Genomic DNA, 15,356 nt, shown 5'->3' on the forward strand with positions numbered 1-15,356 from the left:
TCAGCCGATCGCTGACGCCCCAACGCAGACACCCAGAGCCGGCTCGAGGCAAGGACATCCGTCCTTGCCTTTTCGCATGTCAGCCGGCGCTGGCCTCGGGTTCGGTCGCCGGCGGAAAGGTCCCCCGTGACGAACCCCCAGACCCAGGCAGGCCCGTCCCCGGTCGTCGACCGCCGGATCGAGAAGACGGTCCCGCTGATCACGCCGCAGGCGCTGCACGACGAGCTGCCGCTGACCGACGACCTGGCCAAGGTCGTCGTCTCCGGTCGTGACGCCGTGGCCGACGTACTGAACGGGGTGGACGACCGCCTGCTGGTCGTCGTCGGCCCGTGTTCGGTGCACGACGCCGACGCGGCGCTGGAGTACGCCGAGCGCCTGCGTCCGGTCGCCGAGCGGCTCTCCGACGGCCTGCTTGTGGTGATGCGGGTGTACTTCGAGAAGCCGCGCTCCACGCTGGGCTGGAAGGGCCTGATCAACGACCCGGGACTGGACGGCTCGGGTGACGTGAACTCGGGACTGCGGATCGCCCGCAAGCTGCTGCTCGAAGTGCTCGCGCAGGGTCTGCCGGTCGGCTGTGAGTTCCTCGACCCGATCACCCCGCAGTACATCTCCGACACTGTCGGCTGGGGCGCGATCGGCGCCCGGACCGTCGAGTCGCAGGTGCACCGGCAGCTGTCGTCCGGCCTGTCGATGCCGATCGGGATGAAGAACCGCCCCGACGGCAGCATCTCCACCGCGGTCGACGCGATCAAGGCGGCCGCCGTACCGCACGTGTTCACCGGAATCGCGCACGACGGTACGCCGGCGATCCTGCACACCCGCGGCAACCCCGACTGCCACCTGGTCCTGCGCGGCTCCGACGCCGGGCCGAACTACGACGCCGAATCCGTCGCCGGAGCCCAGGAACTGCTGCGCAACGCCGGTCTGCCCGAGCGGGTCGTGATCGACGCGAGCCACGGGAACTCCCGCAAGGACCACCGCCGCCAGCCGCAGGTCGCGGCCGAGATCGGCGCGCAGGTCGCCGCCGGGAACCGGGCCGTGGTCGGCGTGATGCTGGAGTCGTTCCTGGAAGAGGGCCGCCAGGACCTGATGCCGGGCAACGAGCTCACCTTCGGCCAGTCGATCACCGACGCGTGCCTGGGCTGGGACACCACCGTGCAGGTGCTCGAAGACCTCCGCGACGCCGCACTGGCCCGGCGCCGGCTGGGCTGACCGAGGTCGCCCGCGGTCGTCGGCCGGTCTCCTGCTCGATGCGCAGAACTTTTCCCCGGTTCTGCGCATCGAGTGGTGGACGGCAACGACGCCGGCGACTTCGGAGGGAAGAGATCGTGCGAATCACCAAGAAGGCTGTAGCGGGTTTGTCGGCACTGGCGCTCGCCGGGGGTGGAGGCGTCCTGGTGATGTCGTCCGCCGACGCGGCCGAGCCGCCCGCCCCGGCCGCACGGGACGCCGCGGCGTCGATCCCGAACACCAAGGGCGCGGTGACCAACTGGCACCTGGGCAAGGGCAGCGTGTACGGCGACAACCTCGGCCCGGGCATGGTTTCGTGGTTCACCACCGTCTACGACGGCAGCGTGCACCTGAAGGGCCTGGACGCCGACCTCAAGAACCAGCTCGGCAACGGCAAGGGTGCCGCCACCACGTTGGCGCCGAAGGAAATCGCGAAGATCGGTGGCCCGTTCGCCACGAACAGGACCGTGATCGGCGAGGTGAAGCTGCCGGGCGCCGGGACCTACCTGGTGAACACCTCGGCCATGTTCGACCGCAAGAACGCCGGTACGGAAGGGTACGAGACTCCGACCACCGAGACGTATCCGAGCCTCGTGCTGCGGTACGGCACGGACGAGAAGGACGCCGGCACCATCATGGGCAGCCCGGTCTCGAAGGCCGGATTCGTCGAGCTGACCGGGTCGAGCACCAAGACCGTCACGGTCGACGGGCCGACCACGATCAACGTCTACGGCTTCGGCTACAACGAGGACCGCAGCGCCTTCGGAGCCGGCCAGATCACGGTCTCCGCGCAGGTCAGCGCGGTCAAGATCGGCTGATCGCCCGCACCCGCTGAATGCTCCGGCCGCGCGCGGCGGCCGGGGTTTTCGGCGTACCGCGGGTCTTCACCGGGCGGTGCCGAACTGTTCACCCCGGCGGATTTCCCTGCTCTAATCTGCGGCCATGACTGAGATTTCCCGCCGTCTCGTCCTGGGGTCCGCGGCCGGTGGCGCAGCGCTCTCGCTGCTGCCGCCGTCGCTGCACACCGCCATGGCACAGCCGCTCCGCAAGGGTGGTCTGCAGGCCGTCGAGCACGTGATCGTGCTGATGCAGGAGAACCGTTCCTTCGACCACTACTTCGGCACGCTGCGCGGTGTCCGCGGCTTCGGAGACCGCCGGCCGCTGCGGCTGCGCAACGGCAAGTCCGTGTTCCACCAGCCGACCGCCGCCGGGGGAGAGGTGCTGCCGTTCTCGATCCGGAAGGCCGCCGCCGCCGAGGGCCGCGACGCCGGGGACATCCAGTACCTCGGCGCGCTGCCGCACGGCTTCTCCGACGCCACCCAGGCCTGGGGCAACGGCTGGAACGACGACTGGGTCGCGGCCAAGACCGCCGCCTCGATGACGCACTACGAGCGCCGCGACATCCCGCTGCAGTACGAGCTGGCCGAAACCTTCACGATCTGCGACGCGTACCACTGCTCGGTCAACGGCTCGACCAACCCGAACCGCAACTACCTGTGGTCCGGCACGACCGGCTACGAACCCGGTACGGCGAACCGCGCGGTCACCAACGCGGCGTACGACTACGCGCACGCCGGCTACGACTGGACGTCGTACCCGGAAAGGCTGGAACAGGCGGGCGTGTCCTGGCAGATCTACCAGGAGTGGGACAACTTCACCGACAACGCGGTCGAGTACTTCAAGACCTTCAAGGACATCGGGCGGCGGATCCTGGCCTCGGTGCCGGGCGGCTACCGGACCACGGAGGAGTTCTACGACAAACTGTTCGCGAAGACGCCGGAGGACCGGGCGCTCGCACTGAAGCAGCTGGACGCGGCGGTCGCGAAGCTGCCGAAGAAGGAACAGAAGCTGTTCCGGCAGGCGATGTTCCGGTCGGAGCCGGAGTCGCTGGTGCCGCGGCTGCGGGCCGACATCAAGTCCGGCAAGCTGCCGCAGGTGAGCTGGCTGGTGCCCTCGGCGATCGACTCCGAGCACCCGGGCTCGTCGACGCCGGTCGGCAGCGCGAACCTGGTCTACGACATCCTCGACGCGATCGCGGAAGACCCCGAGGTCTGGTCGAAGACCGTGCTGCTGATCAACTTCGACGAGAACGACGGGTACTTCGACCACGTCCCGCCGCCGGTCGCGCCGCGGCCGGCCTCCGGCAACGACGACGACTGGTTCAACGGCAAGCCGATCGGGCTCGGCCCGCGGGTGCCTATGACGGTGGTGTCGCCGTGGACGATCGGCGGGCACGTGAATTCGCAGGTGTTCGACCACACGTCGGTGATCCGGTTCCTGGAGACGTGGACCGGCGTACGGGAGCCGAACATCAGCGCGTGGCGGCGGACGGCGTGCGGCGACCTGACGTCGGCGTTCGACTTCCACCGCGCGTACCGGCAGCCGTCGGTCGACAAGCCCGGCGCGGTGCCGGCGCCGATCGCGCGCTGGAAGCCGACGCCGCCGGTCGACCAGGCGCTGCCAGTGCAGGAGCCGGGTCGCCGTCCCGCGCGTGCGCTGCCGTACCAGCCGGCGGTTTCCGGATCGGTTGCCGATGGCATCCTCTCGCTTCGCTTGGTCAACGAGGGCAAGGCGCCTGCGCACTTCGCCGTCTATCCGTACGCCGGTGAGCTGGCGGCGCCGGAGCACCTCGACGTGCGGTCGGCGTCGGTGCTGCCGATCGACGTGTCTGGCCCGTTCGAGATCGCTGTCCAGGGGCCGAACCGCTTCTGGGTGGAGCTGGCCGGCACCACTGAGGGTCTTGCGGCTGGTCTCGATGTCCGGCTGGAGATCGCGGGTGGGACGTTGCATGTCGAGTTGGTCAACCATGGCACGAAGCCGTTGACCGTGAAGCTCAAGGCGACGGGCTATGGTTCGCGGACGGTCACCCAGCAGCTGCGCGGGAAGCAGACGAAGTCGTTGCCTTGGGCGACGGATCGTGGGTGGTACGACCTGGAGGTGACGACTGCCGAGGATTCGACGTACCGTCGGCGCCTCACCGGACACGTGGAAACCGGCCGCCCAGGCGTCACTGGCTGACCTGGCAGACGTTATTTGGTGTCAACCACAGGCGGCGAGAATGCGGCCGGCCAGGCCGCCTGTGGTTGATGCCGCTGCGGCCGGAAGTTCGAGGCCGAGGCTTGCCTTGCATTGCACAGCTGACTGCATTCCCGTCTGCGGTGGCGGGCGGGAACTGCGGGCGTTCGAGCGTTCGAGCGTTTGTGCGTGTTGCAGTACCTGCGCACGCTTCAGTGTCTGCCGGAGCGGGCTGACCGCGCCTTCAGGGAACCTCAGGCGAAATTGGGTGGACCTTCGAGGCGGCGCTGGATTTCTTCGATGTCCTCGCGGGTGAGCTGGCCGAGGATTCGGGCGGCTGAGACGACCGCGAGGGTGTTGTCCTGGTCGCGGGGTTCGGGGTCGGTTTTCTCGTCCTGGAACGGCCAGGACGCGACCGCGGACAGCATCTCCTCGCGGTCGACGAAGCCGGCGGCGTACAGCTCGAGGAAGCCGCGCAGGGACGGCGTCGTCTCGATGTTGGGTTCGTCCATGCCGGCAGGCTCCTCGTCTGGTCAGCGGGCGATCGGCGCGGTCCGGGCGGCGGTGACGGTGATCAGGTCCGCCGGTGACAGTCCGATGTCGAGACCCCGGCGGCCACCGGAGACGTAGACGGTGTCGTGCTCGGTCGCGGAGGTGTCGACGACGGTCGGCAGCCGGCGCTTCTGGCCGATCGGGCTGATTCCGCCCACCACGTACCCGGTGGTGCGCTCGGCGGCCGCCGGGTCGGCCATCACCGCCTTCTTGCCGTCGAGCGCGGTGGCGACGGCCTTGAGATCGAGCTGCCGGTCCACCGGTACGACGCCGACGGCGAGCTTGCCGTCGACCTCGACGAGCAGCGTCTTGAACACCTGGACCGGGTCGAGGCCGAGCGCTTCGGCCGCTTCCAACCCGTAGGACTTCGCCGCCGGGTCGTGCTCGTAGGCGTGCGTGGTGAACGGCAACCCGGCTTTGGTCAGGGCGACGGTTGCCGGGGTGCCTGCTGCGGTGTGCTTGGTCTTTGCCACTCTGACGAGCCTAGCTGCCGGGGGCGGTGGAGTGGTGCAGGTCAGGGAAGGAAAGCGGAGGCGAGGGTCGGCTCGCGGGTGAGCGCCGAGGCGCGGCGAGGCGGCGGTGGGTCGGCGGTGGGTCGGGGAGCGGCTGCGCCGTGAGGGGATGAGACGACGCCGGTGGGCGAGTGGACGCGGGTCAGGCGGCGGGGTGGGGCAGGAGGCGGACGCAGCAGTGGTCCGCGGTGGGGTGGAGTTCGGCCTGGAGGCCGGCCTCCGGGCGGGCGGCGACCACGCCCTGGACCAGGTGCAGCGTCATGGCGCAGACCAGCGTGGGGTACTCCTTCGCCAGCGCACGGAACGGGCAGTTGGACAGGGCGATCGTGTCGCCTTCGGTGTGGGGCTCGAAGCCCTGGCCGGCGAGCACCTCGTCGACGGACTCGCCGGAGAGGGATTCGCCGTAGGCGCGAGCGCGGACCTCGAGGGCCTGGCGCGGGGAGCCGCCTGACGAGTCCGCGTCCTCGATCGCACCGGCGAGCAGGTGCCCGGCGACGGCGTACTGGCGTTCGGGCAGGGAGATCTCGATTTCGGCGTCGGAGCGGCGGTAGAGCTTCGCGGGGCGGCCGGCGCCGGGGCCGGTGCGGCCGGTACGACGTGCGTGCACGACGGCGAGCAGGCCCTCGGCGGCGAGCTTGTCGAGGTGGAACGCGGCGGTGTTGCGCGGGATCGCCAGTGCCGCGGCCGCGTCGTCCCGGCTCACCGGCTCGGCGGCCGCGACGACGTACTCGTACAGGCGCCGCCGGGTCGGTTCGTCCAGCGCGGCGACGGCTTGCAGGTTGGCCTGTCGGTCCACGGGATGATTCTATCTCCAACTTCGGTTGACGAAATAGTAAGCTGATCGTCTTCGATCACCAGGAGGGGCGCATGACGATCCAGACCGAGCTCGTCGAACCGGCCACGGCAGGACCGGCCAAACTGCACGTCGTGGGCGGCCGCCCGGAGATCGACCTGCCGGCCGCGGAACGCGCGGTCGCCGACCTCCTGGTGGCGCTCGGTCGCGACCCGCACGGCGCCCACCTGGCCGACACCCCACGCCGGGTCGCCCACGCGTACGCCGAGATGCTGACGCCGCGCGAGTTCGACCTGACCACGTTCCCCAACGACGAGGGGTACGACGAGCTGGTTCTGGCCCGGGACATCCCGGTGCAGTCGCTGTGCGAGCACCACATGCTGCCGTTCCAGGGCGTCGCGCACGTCGGCTATCTGCCGGGCGACCGGATCCTCGGCCTGTCGAAGCTGGCGCGCGTGGTCGAACTGTTCGCGCGTGACCTGCAGGTTCAGGAGCGGCTGACCAAGCAGGTCGCCGACTGGCTGCAGGACCACCTCGCTCCGAAGGGCGTCGGCGTGGTGATCGAGGCCGAGCATCAGTGCATGTCGTTGCGCGGTGTTCGCGCGGCCGGCTCGACGACGGTGACGTCGGCCGTGCACGGCACGCTGCGCGACAACCCGGCGTCCCGGCAGGAATTCTTCGCGCTGACCGGCATCTCTGCCTGATCACCGGATCTCCACCACCGACCAACCGTCTGATTTCGGCCCACGAGGACTCGCCTCGAGTGTGGAAGCGGGTCGCGCGATGACGTTGGTGGGTGGTGCACGTCCGCGGCTAGGCCGTGGCGACGGCCGGCGGCGGGTGGTGGGTGAGCCGGCCGGTGGCCAGGATGTGCGTGACCTCGCCGGGCAGCAGGTCGGTGCCGGGCACGGTCTCCATCTCGGAGACGTCCAGCCAGCGGACCACGGTGGCGCCGCAGTGGCCGTGCACGGCGAGGATCGAGTCGATGTCCGGCCAGATCGCGGTCGACGGGTTCGCGCCGTGCCAGCGCAGCGCCACCGAACCGTCGGTGAACACGCAGCCTTCGGCCACCACCCCGGTGCCGGAGACGCCGCTGACGTCGGTGAAACGGACGAGTTCGAAGGTCTGGGGTTTCACCGGCGGACCTCTGCGGTCGCGGTGGCCGGGCGGCCTGAGGGAGCTGTTGCCATGGTCCTTTCCCCGGATCGGCGTGACTGGGTACTCGCCACAAACCGGGGACAAGTACGGACTGTCAGCGGGGAAGGACGGTCTGTAGCGACGCATCTTCTGTTCAACAAGCTAGAACCAAACCGGCCGAACGCGCCAGAGGTGCGCGCGCGTGTCTTAGTAATCGATCCGGGCGTGCCCGGCAGCTGAAAAGTCCGGCCCGGCGGGTTTCGGGCGGCGCCGGCGGGAGAGCCGGGCTGCTCCTGACAAACCGCGCGGTAGTTGCTCCGGACAAATAGAGCGGCCCGGAGGACGGTTCGCGTGGTCGAATGAGCCGTGTTCCTGACCATCGCCACCACGTCCAGCGGTCTCGGCGCCCCGGCGGCCGAGCTCGGCTTCCTGCTGCACAAGAACCCCGCGCGACCGCAGTCCCTCGAGGTCGCGGGCGGCGTCGCGCATGTGATCTACCCGGAGGCGACCGACCAGGCCTGTACGGCGGCGGTGCTGCTCGAGGTGGATCCGATCGCGCTGGTCCGGTCCGGCAAGGGCCGCGCGGCCGAGGGGTTCACGCTCGGGCAGTACGTGAACGATCGTCCGTACGCCGCGTCCAGCCTGCTCGCGGTCGCGCTCGGCAAGCTGTTCCGGACGGCGATGAACGGGCGGTGCGACGCGCGGCCCGAGCTGGCCGCGCGGGCGATCGAGCTCGACCTGCACGTCCCGGCGCTGCCGTGCAGCGGTGGACCGGCGCTCGCCGAGCGGCTCTTCGGTCCGCTCGGCTGGTCCGTCGACGCGCGCCCGGTGCCGCTCGACCCCGAGATCCCCGAGTGGGGCGACTCCCGGTACGTCGACCTGCGGCTGCGCGGGACTCTGCGGCTGGCTGACGCGCTCAATCACCTGTACGTGCTGCTCCCGGTCCTGGACGACGCCAAGCACTACTGGGTCGGCACGGACGAGGTCGACAAACTCGTCCGCGCGGGCGAGGGCTGGCTCGGCGCCCACCCGGAGAAGGACCTGATCAGCCGCCGGTACCTGGCGCACCGCCGGAGCCTGTCGGATGCGGCGCTGGAACGGCTGACCGAGGCCGACGGCGAGACGTTGCCCGACGAGGTCCAGGTCGAGGCCGGTGACGACACCGCGACCGGCGAGGCCCGGGTGGCGCTGGCGGTCGAGCGGCGGGAAACCGTGCTCGGCGTCGTACGGGAGCTGCGGGGGCGGCGGGTGGCTGATCTCGGGTGTGGCGAAGGGGCGTTGGTGGGGGAGCTGTTGAAGGTCGGGGAGATCGATGAGGTGCTGGCGTGTGATGTCTCGGCGCGGGCGCTGGATCGGCTGGAGCGGCGGCTGCACGTGCGGGAGATGTCGGATCGGCAGCGGGAGCGGCTTCGGGTGTTCCAGTCCTCGGTGACGTACGCCGACGCGCGGCTGGCCGGCGTCGACGTGGCCGTGCTGATGGAGGTGGTCGAGCACGTGGATCCGCCGCGGCTGCCGGCGCTGGCTCAGGCGGTGTTCGGGGCCGCGCGGCCCGGGGCCGTGGTGGTGACGACGCCGAACTCGGAGTACAACGTGCGGTTCGAGAAGCTCGCGGCGGGGGAGTTCCGGCACCCTGACCACCGGTTCGAGTGGACGCGCGCGGAGTTCCGGGCGTGGGCCGACGGGGTCGCGGCGAGGTTCGGGTACGGCGTGCAGTACCGGCCGATCGGGCCGGACGACCCGGAGGTCGGGCCGCCGACGCAGCTCGCGGTGTTCCGGCGGACGGAGGGCGCGGCATGACCACGATCGGCATTCCCGCGCTGAGCCTCGTCGTACTGGTCGGGGCCAGCGGGTCCGGCAAGTCGACGTTCGCGCGACGGCACTTTCTCGGCACCGAGGTGATCTCCAGCGACGTGTGCCGCGGGCTGGTGTCCGACGACGAGAACGACCAGGCGGCGACCAAGGACGCGTTCGAGGTGCTGCACTTCATCGCCGGCAAACGGCTCGCGGCCGGGCGGCTGACGGTGATCGACGCGACCAACGTGCAGCCGGAGACGCGGCGGGAACTGGTGGCGCTGGCGCGCGAGCACGACGTACTGCCGGTGGCGATCGTGCTCGATCCGCCGGAGAAGGTGTGCGTGGAGCGGAACGCGGCGCGGCCGGATCGTCAGTTCGGGTCGAAGGTGGTGGTGCGGCAGCGGTCGCAGCTGCGGCGGGGGCTGAAGAGTCTCAAGCGCGAGGGCTTCCGTGGGGTGCACGTGCTGACGACGGTGGAGGAGATCGACGCCGTCGAGATCGAGCGGACGAAGCTGTTCAACGACCTGACGGATCAGACGGGGCCGTTCGACATCATCGGGGACATCCACGGGTGCCGAGCTGAGCTGGAAGCGCTGCTGACCGAGCTGGACTACACGATTCTCAGAGACGACCAAGGCCGTGCTGTTGATGCGAGGTCGGTCAACGGCAGGAGAGTGGTGTTCGTGGGTGACCTCGTCGACCGCGGCCCCGACACCCCCGGCGTGCTCCGGCTGGTGATGGGGATGGTTGCTTCCGGCAACGCCTACTGCGTGCCGGGCAATCACGAGGACAAGTTGCTGCGCGCTCTGCGGGGCAAGAACGTCAAGATCAGTCACGGGCTCGAGGAGTCGCTGGCTCAGCTGGCCGCGGAGCCGGAGGAGTTTCGGCGGGAGGTGGAGCAGTTCGTCGACGGGCTGGTCTCGCACTACGTGTTCGACGGCGGCAAGCTCGTCGTGTCGCACGCGGGGCTGGTCGAGCGGATGCACGGGCGCGCCTCCGGCCGGGTGCGCGCGTTCTGCCTGTACGGCGAAACGACGGGGGAGACCGACGAGTTCGGCCTGCCGGTGCGGTACCCGTGGGCGCAGGACTACCGCGGTCGCGCGATGGTGGTCTACGGGCACACCCCGACGCCGGAGCCGGAGTGGATCAACAACACGATCTGCCTCGACACCGGCTGCGTCTTCGGTGGTGCGCTCACCGCGCTGCGCTATCCCGAGCGCGAGCTGGTCGCCGTACAGGCTGCTGAGGAGTACTACGCGCCGGCCAAGCCCCTGCACGTCCCGAGCGCGCCGGCGCGGGAGCCCGACGTGCTCGACATCACCGACGTCACCGGCCGGCGGGTGATCGAGACCGCGACGCATGGCCGGCTCAGTGTGCGGGCCGAGCAGGCCGGGGCGGCGCTGGAGGTGATGAGCCGGTTCGCGATCGATCCGCGGTTCCTGCTGTACCTTCCGCCGACGATGAGCCCGGTCGCGACCTCGCCGGAGCCCGGGCTGCTGGAGCACCCTCGGCAGGCGTTCGAGGCGTACCAAGCGCAGGGTGTGACCGACCTCGTCTGCGAGGAGAAGCACATGGGGTCGCGCGCGGTCTTGCTGGTCACGCGGGACGACGACGTCGCGCTGCAACGGTTCGGGCTGGCCGGTCGCGGCGCTGTGCACACCCGGACCGGGCGGTCGTTCTTCGGACCGGGCCTGACCGACGAGCTCCTGCTCCGGCTGCGCGAAGTTGTCGCCGCCGCGGGACTGTTCGACGAGCTGGAGACGTCCTGGTTGCTGCTCGACGCAGAGCTGCTGCCGTGGAGCGCGAAGGCCGGCGACCTGCTCCGCGACCAGTACGCCGCGGTCGGTGCCGCCGCCCGTACGTCGTTGCCGGCAGCAACCTCTGCGCTGGGGTCGGCGCAGGCGGCCGGACTCGACGTCGGCGACCTGCTCGCGCGCACCGAGCGTCGTACGGCGAACGCGGAACTGTTCAGCGCCGCCTATCGCCGGTATTGCTGGCCTACTGACGGGCTGGACGGCGTACGGGTGGCGCCGTTCCAGGTGCTCGGGTCGGAGGGCGCGACGTACCACGACCGGCCGCACGCCTGGCACCTCGGGATCGCCGACCGGTTGGTTGCCGAGGGCCCCTCGCTGTTCACGCCGACGCGGCGGCTGTTCGTCGACGAGACATCCTGGGCCGAGGGGATCGCGTGGTGGGAGGAGCTCACCGGCGCCGGTGGTGAGGGCATGGTGGTGAAGCCGGCCGCGAACCTGGTCCGGACCGGCAAGGGCCTGGCGCAGCCGGGGCTGAAGGTACGCGGGCAGGAGTACCTGCGGATCATCTACGGCCCCGACTACACCGAGCCGGCCAACTTCGAGCGCCTGCGGAACCGCAACCTCGGCCACAAACGCTCACTCGCCCTGCGCGAGTACGCCCTCGGCCTCGAGTCGCTCGAACGCGCCGCCCGCGGGGAACCGCTCTGGCGCATCCACGAGTGCGTCTTCGCCGTACTCGCCCTGGAGTCCGAGCCGGTCGACCCGCGGCTCTGATCGCAACGAGGGGTTCAGGGCAGGAGGAGCCCGTCGAGGGCGGCCGTCGAGATCGCGTCGGCCTCCTCGGCGGTCAGTGGGGCGTGGCCGGTGAGCAGCCGGAAGATCAGCGGGCCGAACAGGATGTCGGTCGCCGTGCCCGCGCTGATCCCCGGTCTCACCTCGCCACGGTCGACCCCGCGCTGCCACAGCTCGGCGAGCGCCGCGCGCCGGGCGTCCAGGAAGTACTCCCGGAAGTACGGCGCCGCCTGCGGGTCGCTGACCGATGCCGCCAGCAACTGCGCGAACACCTTGCCGTGCTCGCCGGCGTAGAAGGTGCTCACTCGCCGGACCTGTTCGGTCAGGTCGCCGCGGACCGAACCCGTGTCCGGCAAGGGGATCGCGGCCGCCATCTCACGACCGAACGCCTCGGCGGCGATCGCCGTCCGGGACGGCCAGTGCTTGTAGATCGTTGCCTTGCTCACCCCGGACCGGGCGGCGATCGCGTCCACGGTCGTTGCCGACAGCCCGCCTTCGGCGAGTAGCTCCTTCGTTGCGCAGAGCACCTTGTCCTGCGCCTTCAGGCTGCGCGGATGCGTGGCCTTGTCAGGCATCGTCGTGATCCGTCGAGGTCGACACCGTCCGCCACTTCGCCATCTCCGCCCGCATGAAGTCCAGTTTGGCGGAGATCCGCTCGACCGCGTCGGTCCCGAGCTGGATCCGCAGCGGCGGTTCGGGCAGCTCGGTCAGGTCGACGATCGCCGCCGCGGCCTTGACCGGGTCACCCGGCTGGGCATGGTTGCGCTCGGCCATCAACTCCCGGAGCCGGTCGATGGCCGCGGCGTAGTCCTCGATTGTCGCGTCGGCGGTGTGCAGGCTCGAACCGTCCAGGAAGTCGGTCCGGAAGAAGCCCGGCTCGACGATCGTCACCTTGACGCCGAGCGGCGCCAGTTCGCCCGCGAGCGCCTCCGAGAACCCCTCGACGGCGAACTTCGTCGCGGCGTACACGCCCCACCCCGGCGTACCGGTGAAGCCACCGACCGAGCTGAGCTGGATCACGTGCCCGGACCGTTGCGCGCGCAGCACGGGAAGCACCGCGCGCTGGACGTTGAGCACGCCGAAGACGTTCGTGTCGAAGACCGCTCGCGCCGCCTCGTCACTGGCTTCCTCGACCGTGCCGAGCAGGCCGCGGCCGGCGTTGTTCACCAGTACGTCGATCCGCCCGTACGCCGCGACCGCCTGCTCGACCGCCGTCCGGGCCTGGGCCTCGTCGGTCACGTCGAGCGCGACCTTCACCGCGTCGCCGAACGGGATCTCGTCCGGCCGGCGCGCGGTCGCGACCACCTGGTGGCCGCGCCGCAGCGCCTCGCGGACGATCTCGGCGCCGAACCCGCGGGACGCGCCGGTGACGAAGAAGACGCTCATCCCGCGCCTCCGGCCGCGCGGTGCGTCGGCCGACCAGGACCGAGCGGCGCCGCCTGACCAGGGCCGAGCTGCGCCGCCCGACCGGCGGCGCGGCGCGTCAGCCCCTGGGTGCGCCTCATCAGCCGACGGCCTCGGTGAGCCGCGCGAACTGCTCGTCGGTCAGCTCGACCTTCGCGGCGGCGATGTTGTCCTCGACGTGGGCGACCGAGGACGTGCCCGGGATCGGCAGCATGTTCGGCGAGCGCTTGAGCAGCCAGGCCAGGGCCAGCTGCGACGGCGACGCGTCGTGCTCCTTGGCGAGCTGGTCGAGCGGACCGCCGGCCTTGGCCAAACCACCGGTGGCGAGCGGGAACCACGGGATGAAGCCGAGGCCGTTCTGCTCGGCGTACTCGAGCACCGGTTCGGCGTCGCGCTGGGCCAGGTTGTAGAGGTTCTGCACCGAGACGATCCGGGCCGTCTTGCCGGCCTCTTCGATCTGCTCGACGCTGACCTCGGACAGGCCGATGTGCCGGATTTTGCCTTCCTGCTGGAGCTCGGCCAGCTCGCCGAGCTGCTCGGCGACCGGGACCTTGGCGTCGATCCTGTGCAGCTGGAGCAGGTCGATCCGCTCCAGGCCGAGGTGCCGCAGGCTGAGTTCGACTTGCTGGCGCAGGTACTCCGGCCGGCCGATCGGCACCCACTGGCCCGGACCGGTGCGCGCGAACCCGGCCTTGGTCGCGATCACCAGGTCGTCGGCGTACGGGTACAGGGCCTTCTTCAGCAGCAGGTCCGCGGTGAACGGGCCGTACGCGTCGGCGGTGTCGATGAAGTTCACCCCGAGCTCGATCGCGCGGCGCAGCACACGGACCGCCTCGTCGGGGTCTTTCGGGTCGCCCCACACGCCCTCGCCGGTCAGCTGCATCGTGCCGTAACCGAGCCGCCGAACGGTCAGGTCGCCGCCGATCGCGAACTCGCCGGACGCGGCTGCCACTGGTTCTGTCATCACAGATCTCCTCAAGTGAACTGAACGTACAGTTCACCACAACCCGCGAGTCGCCGCCGGCATTCCATCCGTCAGAGCAGTTGGCGTTGCAGCGAATCAGCCACCCACTGCTCGGACTCCGCCGGACTCCAGCCGGACTCGTCAACCAGTTCCTGGTAGATGCCCGGGGCGGCTATACGATCGAGGACTCGGTGACCGTCGGCGACACCGTGTGGGCGCGCGCGAGGGCCCGGGGGTCGGCGACCGGCAGCTTCTTCGGCCCGCCGAGCGGACGGCCGGTCGACATCGCGTTGTTCGAGGTCGCCCGGGTCAGGGACGGCCTGCTCGTGGAGCACCGGGGATGCCCGGACACCGGTTCGCGTTGCTGGCCCAGACGGGGGTGCTGGACCAGCTGCGATGACCGGCTGCTCGGGCCGAGGGGTCAGCCGAGGTTGAGCGTGCTCGCCGCGGTGGCCGCGGCCTCTTCGCCGTACGCCGAGGCGAGGCGCTTCAGGAACGCCGGGCGGTCGAGCGTGTACTCCTGCGTGCCGACCGTCTCCAGCACCGTGGTGGCCAGCGTGCAGCCGATCTGCGCGGCCGCCTCGTGCTCGAGACCGGCGGCGCGGCCGGTCAGGTAACCGGCGCGGAAGGCGTCGCCGCCGCCGGTCGGGTCGACCAGGCCGGGAGCCGGTACGGCGGGGATCTTGGCGAGCACGCCGTCGGCGTTCTCGATCACGACGCCGTCGCCGCCGTGCGTGGTCACCCGGACGCCGACCCGGCTGAGGATCTCGTCGTGGCTCCAGCCGGTCTTCTGCACCATCAGGCCGGACTCGTACTCGTTGCTGAACAGGTACGTCGCGCCGTCGATCAGCTCGCGGATCTGCTCGCCGTCCATCCGGGCCAGCTGCTGCGACGGGTCGGCCGCGACGGCGATGCCGTTCTCCTTGGCCAGCCGGGTGTGCTTGAGCATGCCGTCCGGGTCGTCGGCGCCGATCAGCACCAGGTCGATGCCACCGGTCTTGGCGTGGATGTCGGCCAGGTCGATCTCGCGGGACTCGGCCATCGCGCCGGTGTAGAACGAGGCGATCTGGTTCGCGTCCAGGTCGGTCGTACAGGTGAAGCGGGCGGTGTGCACGTTCTCGCAGACCCGGACGTGGGAGATGTCGACGCCGGCCTCGGCCAGCGCGGCGCCGTACTCGGTGAAGTCGGCACCGACCGAGCCGACCAGCAGCGACGGACGGCCGAGCTGCGCCATCCCGTAGCAGATGTTCGCGCCGACACCGCCGCGGTGCACGACCAGCTCGTCGACCAGGAACGACAGCGACACCTTGTGCATCTGCTCTTCGAGGAACTGGTCCTTGAAGCGGCCGGGGAACGTCATCAGGATGTCGGTCGCGATCGATCCGGCGACGGCGATCTGCATGCTGGGG

14 protein-coding genes and 1 pseudogene are annotated in these 15,356 nt (G+C 70.4%); 7 read left to right on the forward strand and 8 right to left on the reverse strand.

Translation table 11 applies throughout. The annotated features are described in order from the left end of the window. Positions 1-126 precede the first annotated feature (126 nt). The 3 genes from ACQPXM_RS15265 (at position 127) to ACQPXM_RS15275 (ending at position 4,248) form a co-directional block, all read left to right on the forward strand. On the forward strand, positions 127-1,212 hold the full coding sequence (locus ACQPXM_RS15265; protein WP_432949001.1) for a 3-deoxy-7-phosphoheptulonate synthase: 1,086 nt from the start codon (positions 127-129) through the stop codon (positions 1,210-1,212). Between the two features lie 116 nt (positions 1,213-1,328). Continuing rightward, positions 1,329-2,048, forward strand: coding sequence for a hypothetical protein (locus ACQPXM_RS15270; RefSeq protein ID WP_432949003.1), 720 nt, complete (start codon positions 1,329-1,331; stop codon positions 2,046-2,048). Between the two features lie 124 nt (positions 2,049-2,172). Next, a complete protein-coding gene (locus tag ACQPXM_RS15275; RefSeq protein ID WP_432949005.1) occupies positions 2,173-4,248 on the forward strand; it encodes a phosphocholine-specific phospholipase C in 2,076 nt (691 codons plus the stop codon). 251 nt (positions 4,249-4,499) lie between these two features. Here the strand turns inward: ACQPXM_RS15275 and ACQPXM_RS15280 are convergent, their stop codons facing one another. The 3 genes from ACQPXM_RS15280 to ACQPXM_RS15290 all read right to left on the reverse strand — a co-directional run bounded on the left by ACQPXM_RS15280 (position 4,500) and on the right by ACQPXM_RS15290 (position 6,105). Continuing rightward, entirely contained in the window at positions 4,500-4,757 is a 258-nt protein-coding gene (locus ACQPXM_RS15280; protein WP_432949007.1) for a hypothetical protein, read from the reverse strand. 21 nt (positions 4,758-4,778) lie between these two features. Further along, entirely contained in the window at positions 4,779-5,270 is a 492-nt protein-coding gene (gene ybaK / locus ACQPXM_RS15285; protein WP_432949009.1) for a Cys-tRNA(Pro) deacylase, read from the reverse strand. A 181-nt stretch (positions 5,271-5,451) separates the two neighbouring features. Next, a complete protein-coding gene (locus tag ACQPXM_RS15290; RefSeq protein ID WP_432949011.1) occupies positions 5,452-6,105 on the reverse strand; it encodes a helix-turn-helix transcriptional regulator in 654 nt (217 codons plus the stop codon). A gap of 71 nt (positions 6,106-6,176) precedes the next feature. On the opposite strand from ACQPXM_RS15290, the gene folE reads away from it, so the two are divergent. Then, positions 6,177-6,806, forward strand: a complete 630-nt coding sequence (gene folE / locus ACQPXM_RS15295) for a GTP cyclohydrolase I FolE (protein WP_432949013.1) — start codon at positions 6,177-6,179, stop codon at positions 6,804-6,806. A 109-nt stretch (positions 6,807-6,915) separates the two neighbouring features. On the opposite strand, the gene ACQPXM_RS15300 is transcribed toward folE, so the two are convergent. Next, positions 6,916-7,239 (reverse strand): hypothetical protein, encoded by a 324-nt coding sequence (locus ACQPXM_RS15300; RefSeq protein WP_432949015.1) that lies wholly within the window; start codon positions 7,237-7,239, stop codon positions 6,916-6,918. Between the two features lie 366 nt (positions 7,240-7,605). Between ACQPXM_RS15300 and ACQPXM_RS15305 the strand changes: the two genes are divergently transcribed. Beyond that, positions 7,606-9,036 (forward strand): 3' terminal RNA ribose 2'-O-methyltransferase Hen1, encoded by a 1,431-nt coding sequence (locus tag ACQPXM_RS15305; RefSeq protein ID WP_432949017.1) that lies wholly within the window; start codon positions 7,606-7,608, stop codon positions 9,034-9,036. After that, complete coding sequence (locus tag ACQPXM_RS15310; RefSeq protein ID WP_432949019.1) at positions 9,033-11,561, forward strand: polynucleotide kinase-phosphatase; 2,529 nt, start codon at positions 9,033-9,035, stop codon at positions 11,559-11,561. Before ACQPXM_RS15305 ends, ACQPXM_RS15310 begins: the two co-directional genes overlap by 4 nt. 14 nt (positions 11,562-11,575) lie before the next feature. Here the strand turns inward: ACQPXM_RS15310 and ACQPXM_RS15315 are convergent, their stop codons facing one another. From ACQPXM_RS15315 to ACQPXM_RS15325, 3 genes are all read right to left on the reverse strand, one after another. Continuing rightward, positions 11,576-12,154 carry a TetR/AcrR family transcriptional regulator gene (locus ACQPXM_RS15315; RefSeq protein WP_432949021.1) on the reverse strand — a complete coding sequence of 193 codons (579 nt, stop codon included), beginning with the start codon at positions 12,152-12,154 and terminating at the stop codon, positions 11,576-11,578. After that, positions 12,147-12,965 carry an oxidoreductase gene (locus ACQPXM_RS15320; protein ID WP_432949023.1) on the reverse strand — a complete coding sequence of 273 codons (819 nt, stop codon included), beginning with the start codon at positions 12,963-12,965 and terminating at the stop codon, positions 12,147-12,149. The genes ACQPXM_RS15315 and ACQPXM_RS15320 overlap by 8 nt, the downstream gene beginning before the upstream one ends. A gap of 118 nt (positions 12,966-13,083) precedes the next feature. After that, the gene (locus ACQPXM_RS15325) at positions 13,084-13,947 is read right to left on the reverse strand and encodes an aldo/keto reductase (protein WP_432949025.1); all 864 of its coding nucleotides are present in this window, start codon (positions 13,945-13,947) and stop codon (positions 13,084-13,086) included. Between the two features lie 209 nt (positions 13,948-14,156). On the opposite strand from ACQPXM_RS15325, the pseudogene ACQPXM_RS15330 reads away from it, so the two are divergent. Then, positions 14,157-14,237 (forward strand): annotated as a pseudogene (locus ACQPXM_RS15330) (hypothetical protein); the annotation flags it as partial. 131 nt (positions 14,238-14,368) lie between these two features. On the opposite strand, the gene ACQPXM_RS15335 reads toward ACQPXM_RS15330, so the two are convergent. Further along, positions 14,369-15,349 carry a carbohydrate kinase family protein gene (locus ACQPXM_RS15335; RefSeq protein WP_432949027.1) on the reverse strand — a complete coding sequence of 327 codons (981 nt, stop codon included), beginning with the start codon at positions 15,347-15,349 and terminating at the stop codon, positions 14,369-14,371. Between the last annotated feature and the right edge of the window lie 7 nt (positions 15,350-15,356).

Origin of the sequence: Kribbella sp. CA-253562, assembly GCF_050942265.1 — a bacterium.
In the GTDB taxonomy this organism is placed as follows: domain Bacteria; phylum Actinomycetota; class Actinomycetes; order Propionibacteriales; family Kribbellaceae; genus Kribbella.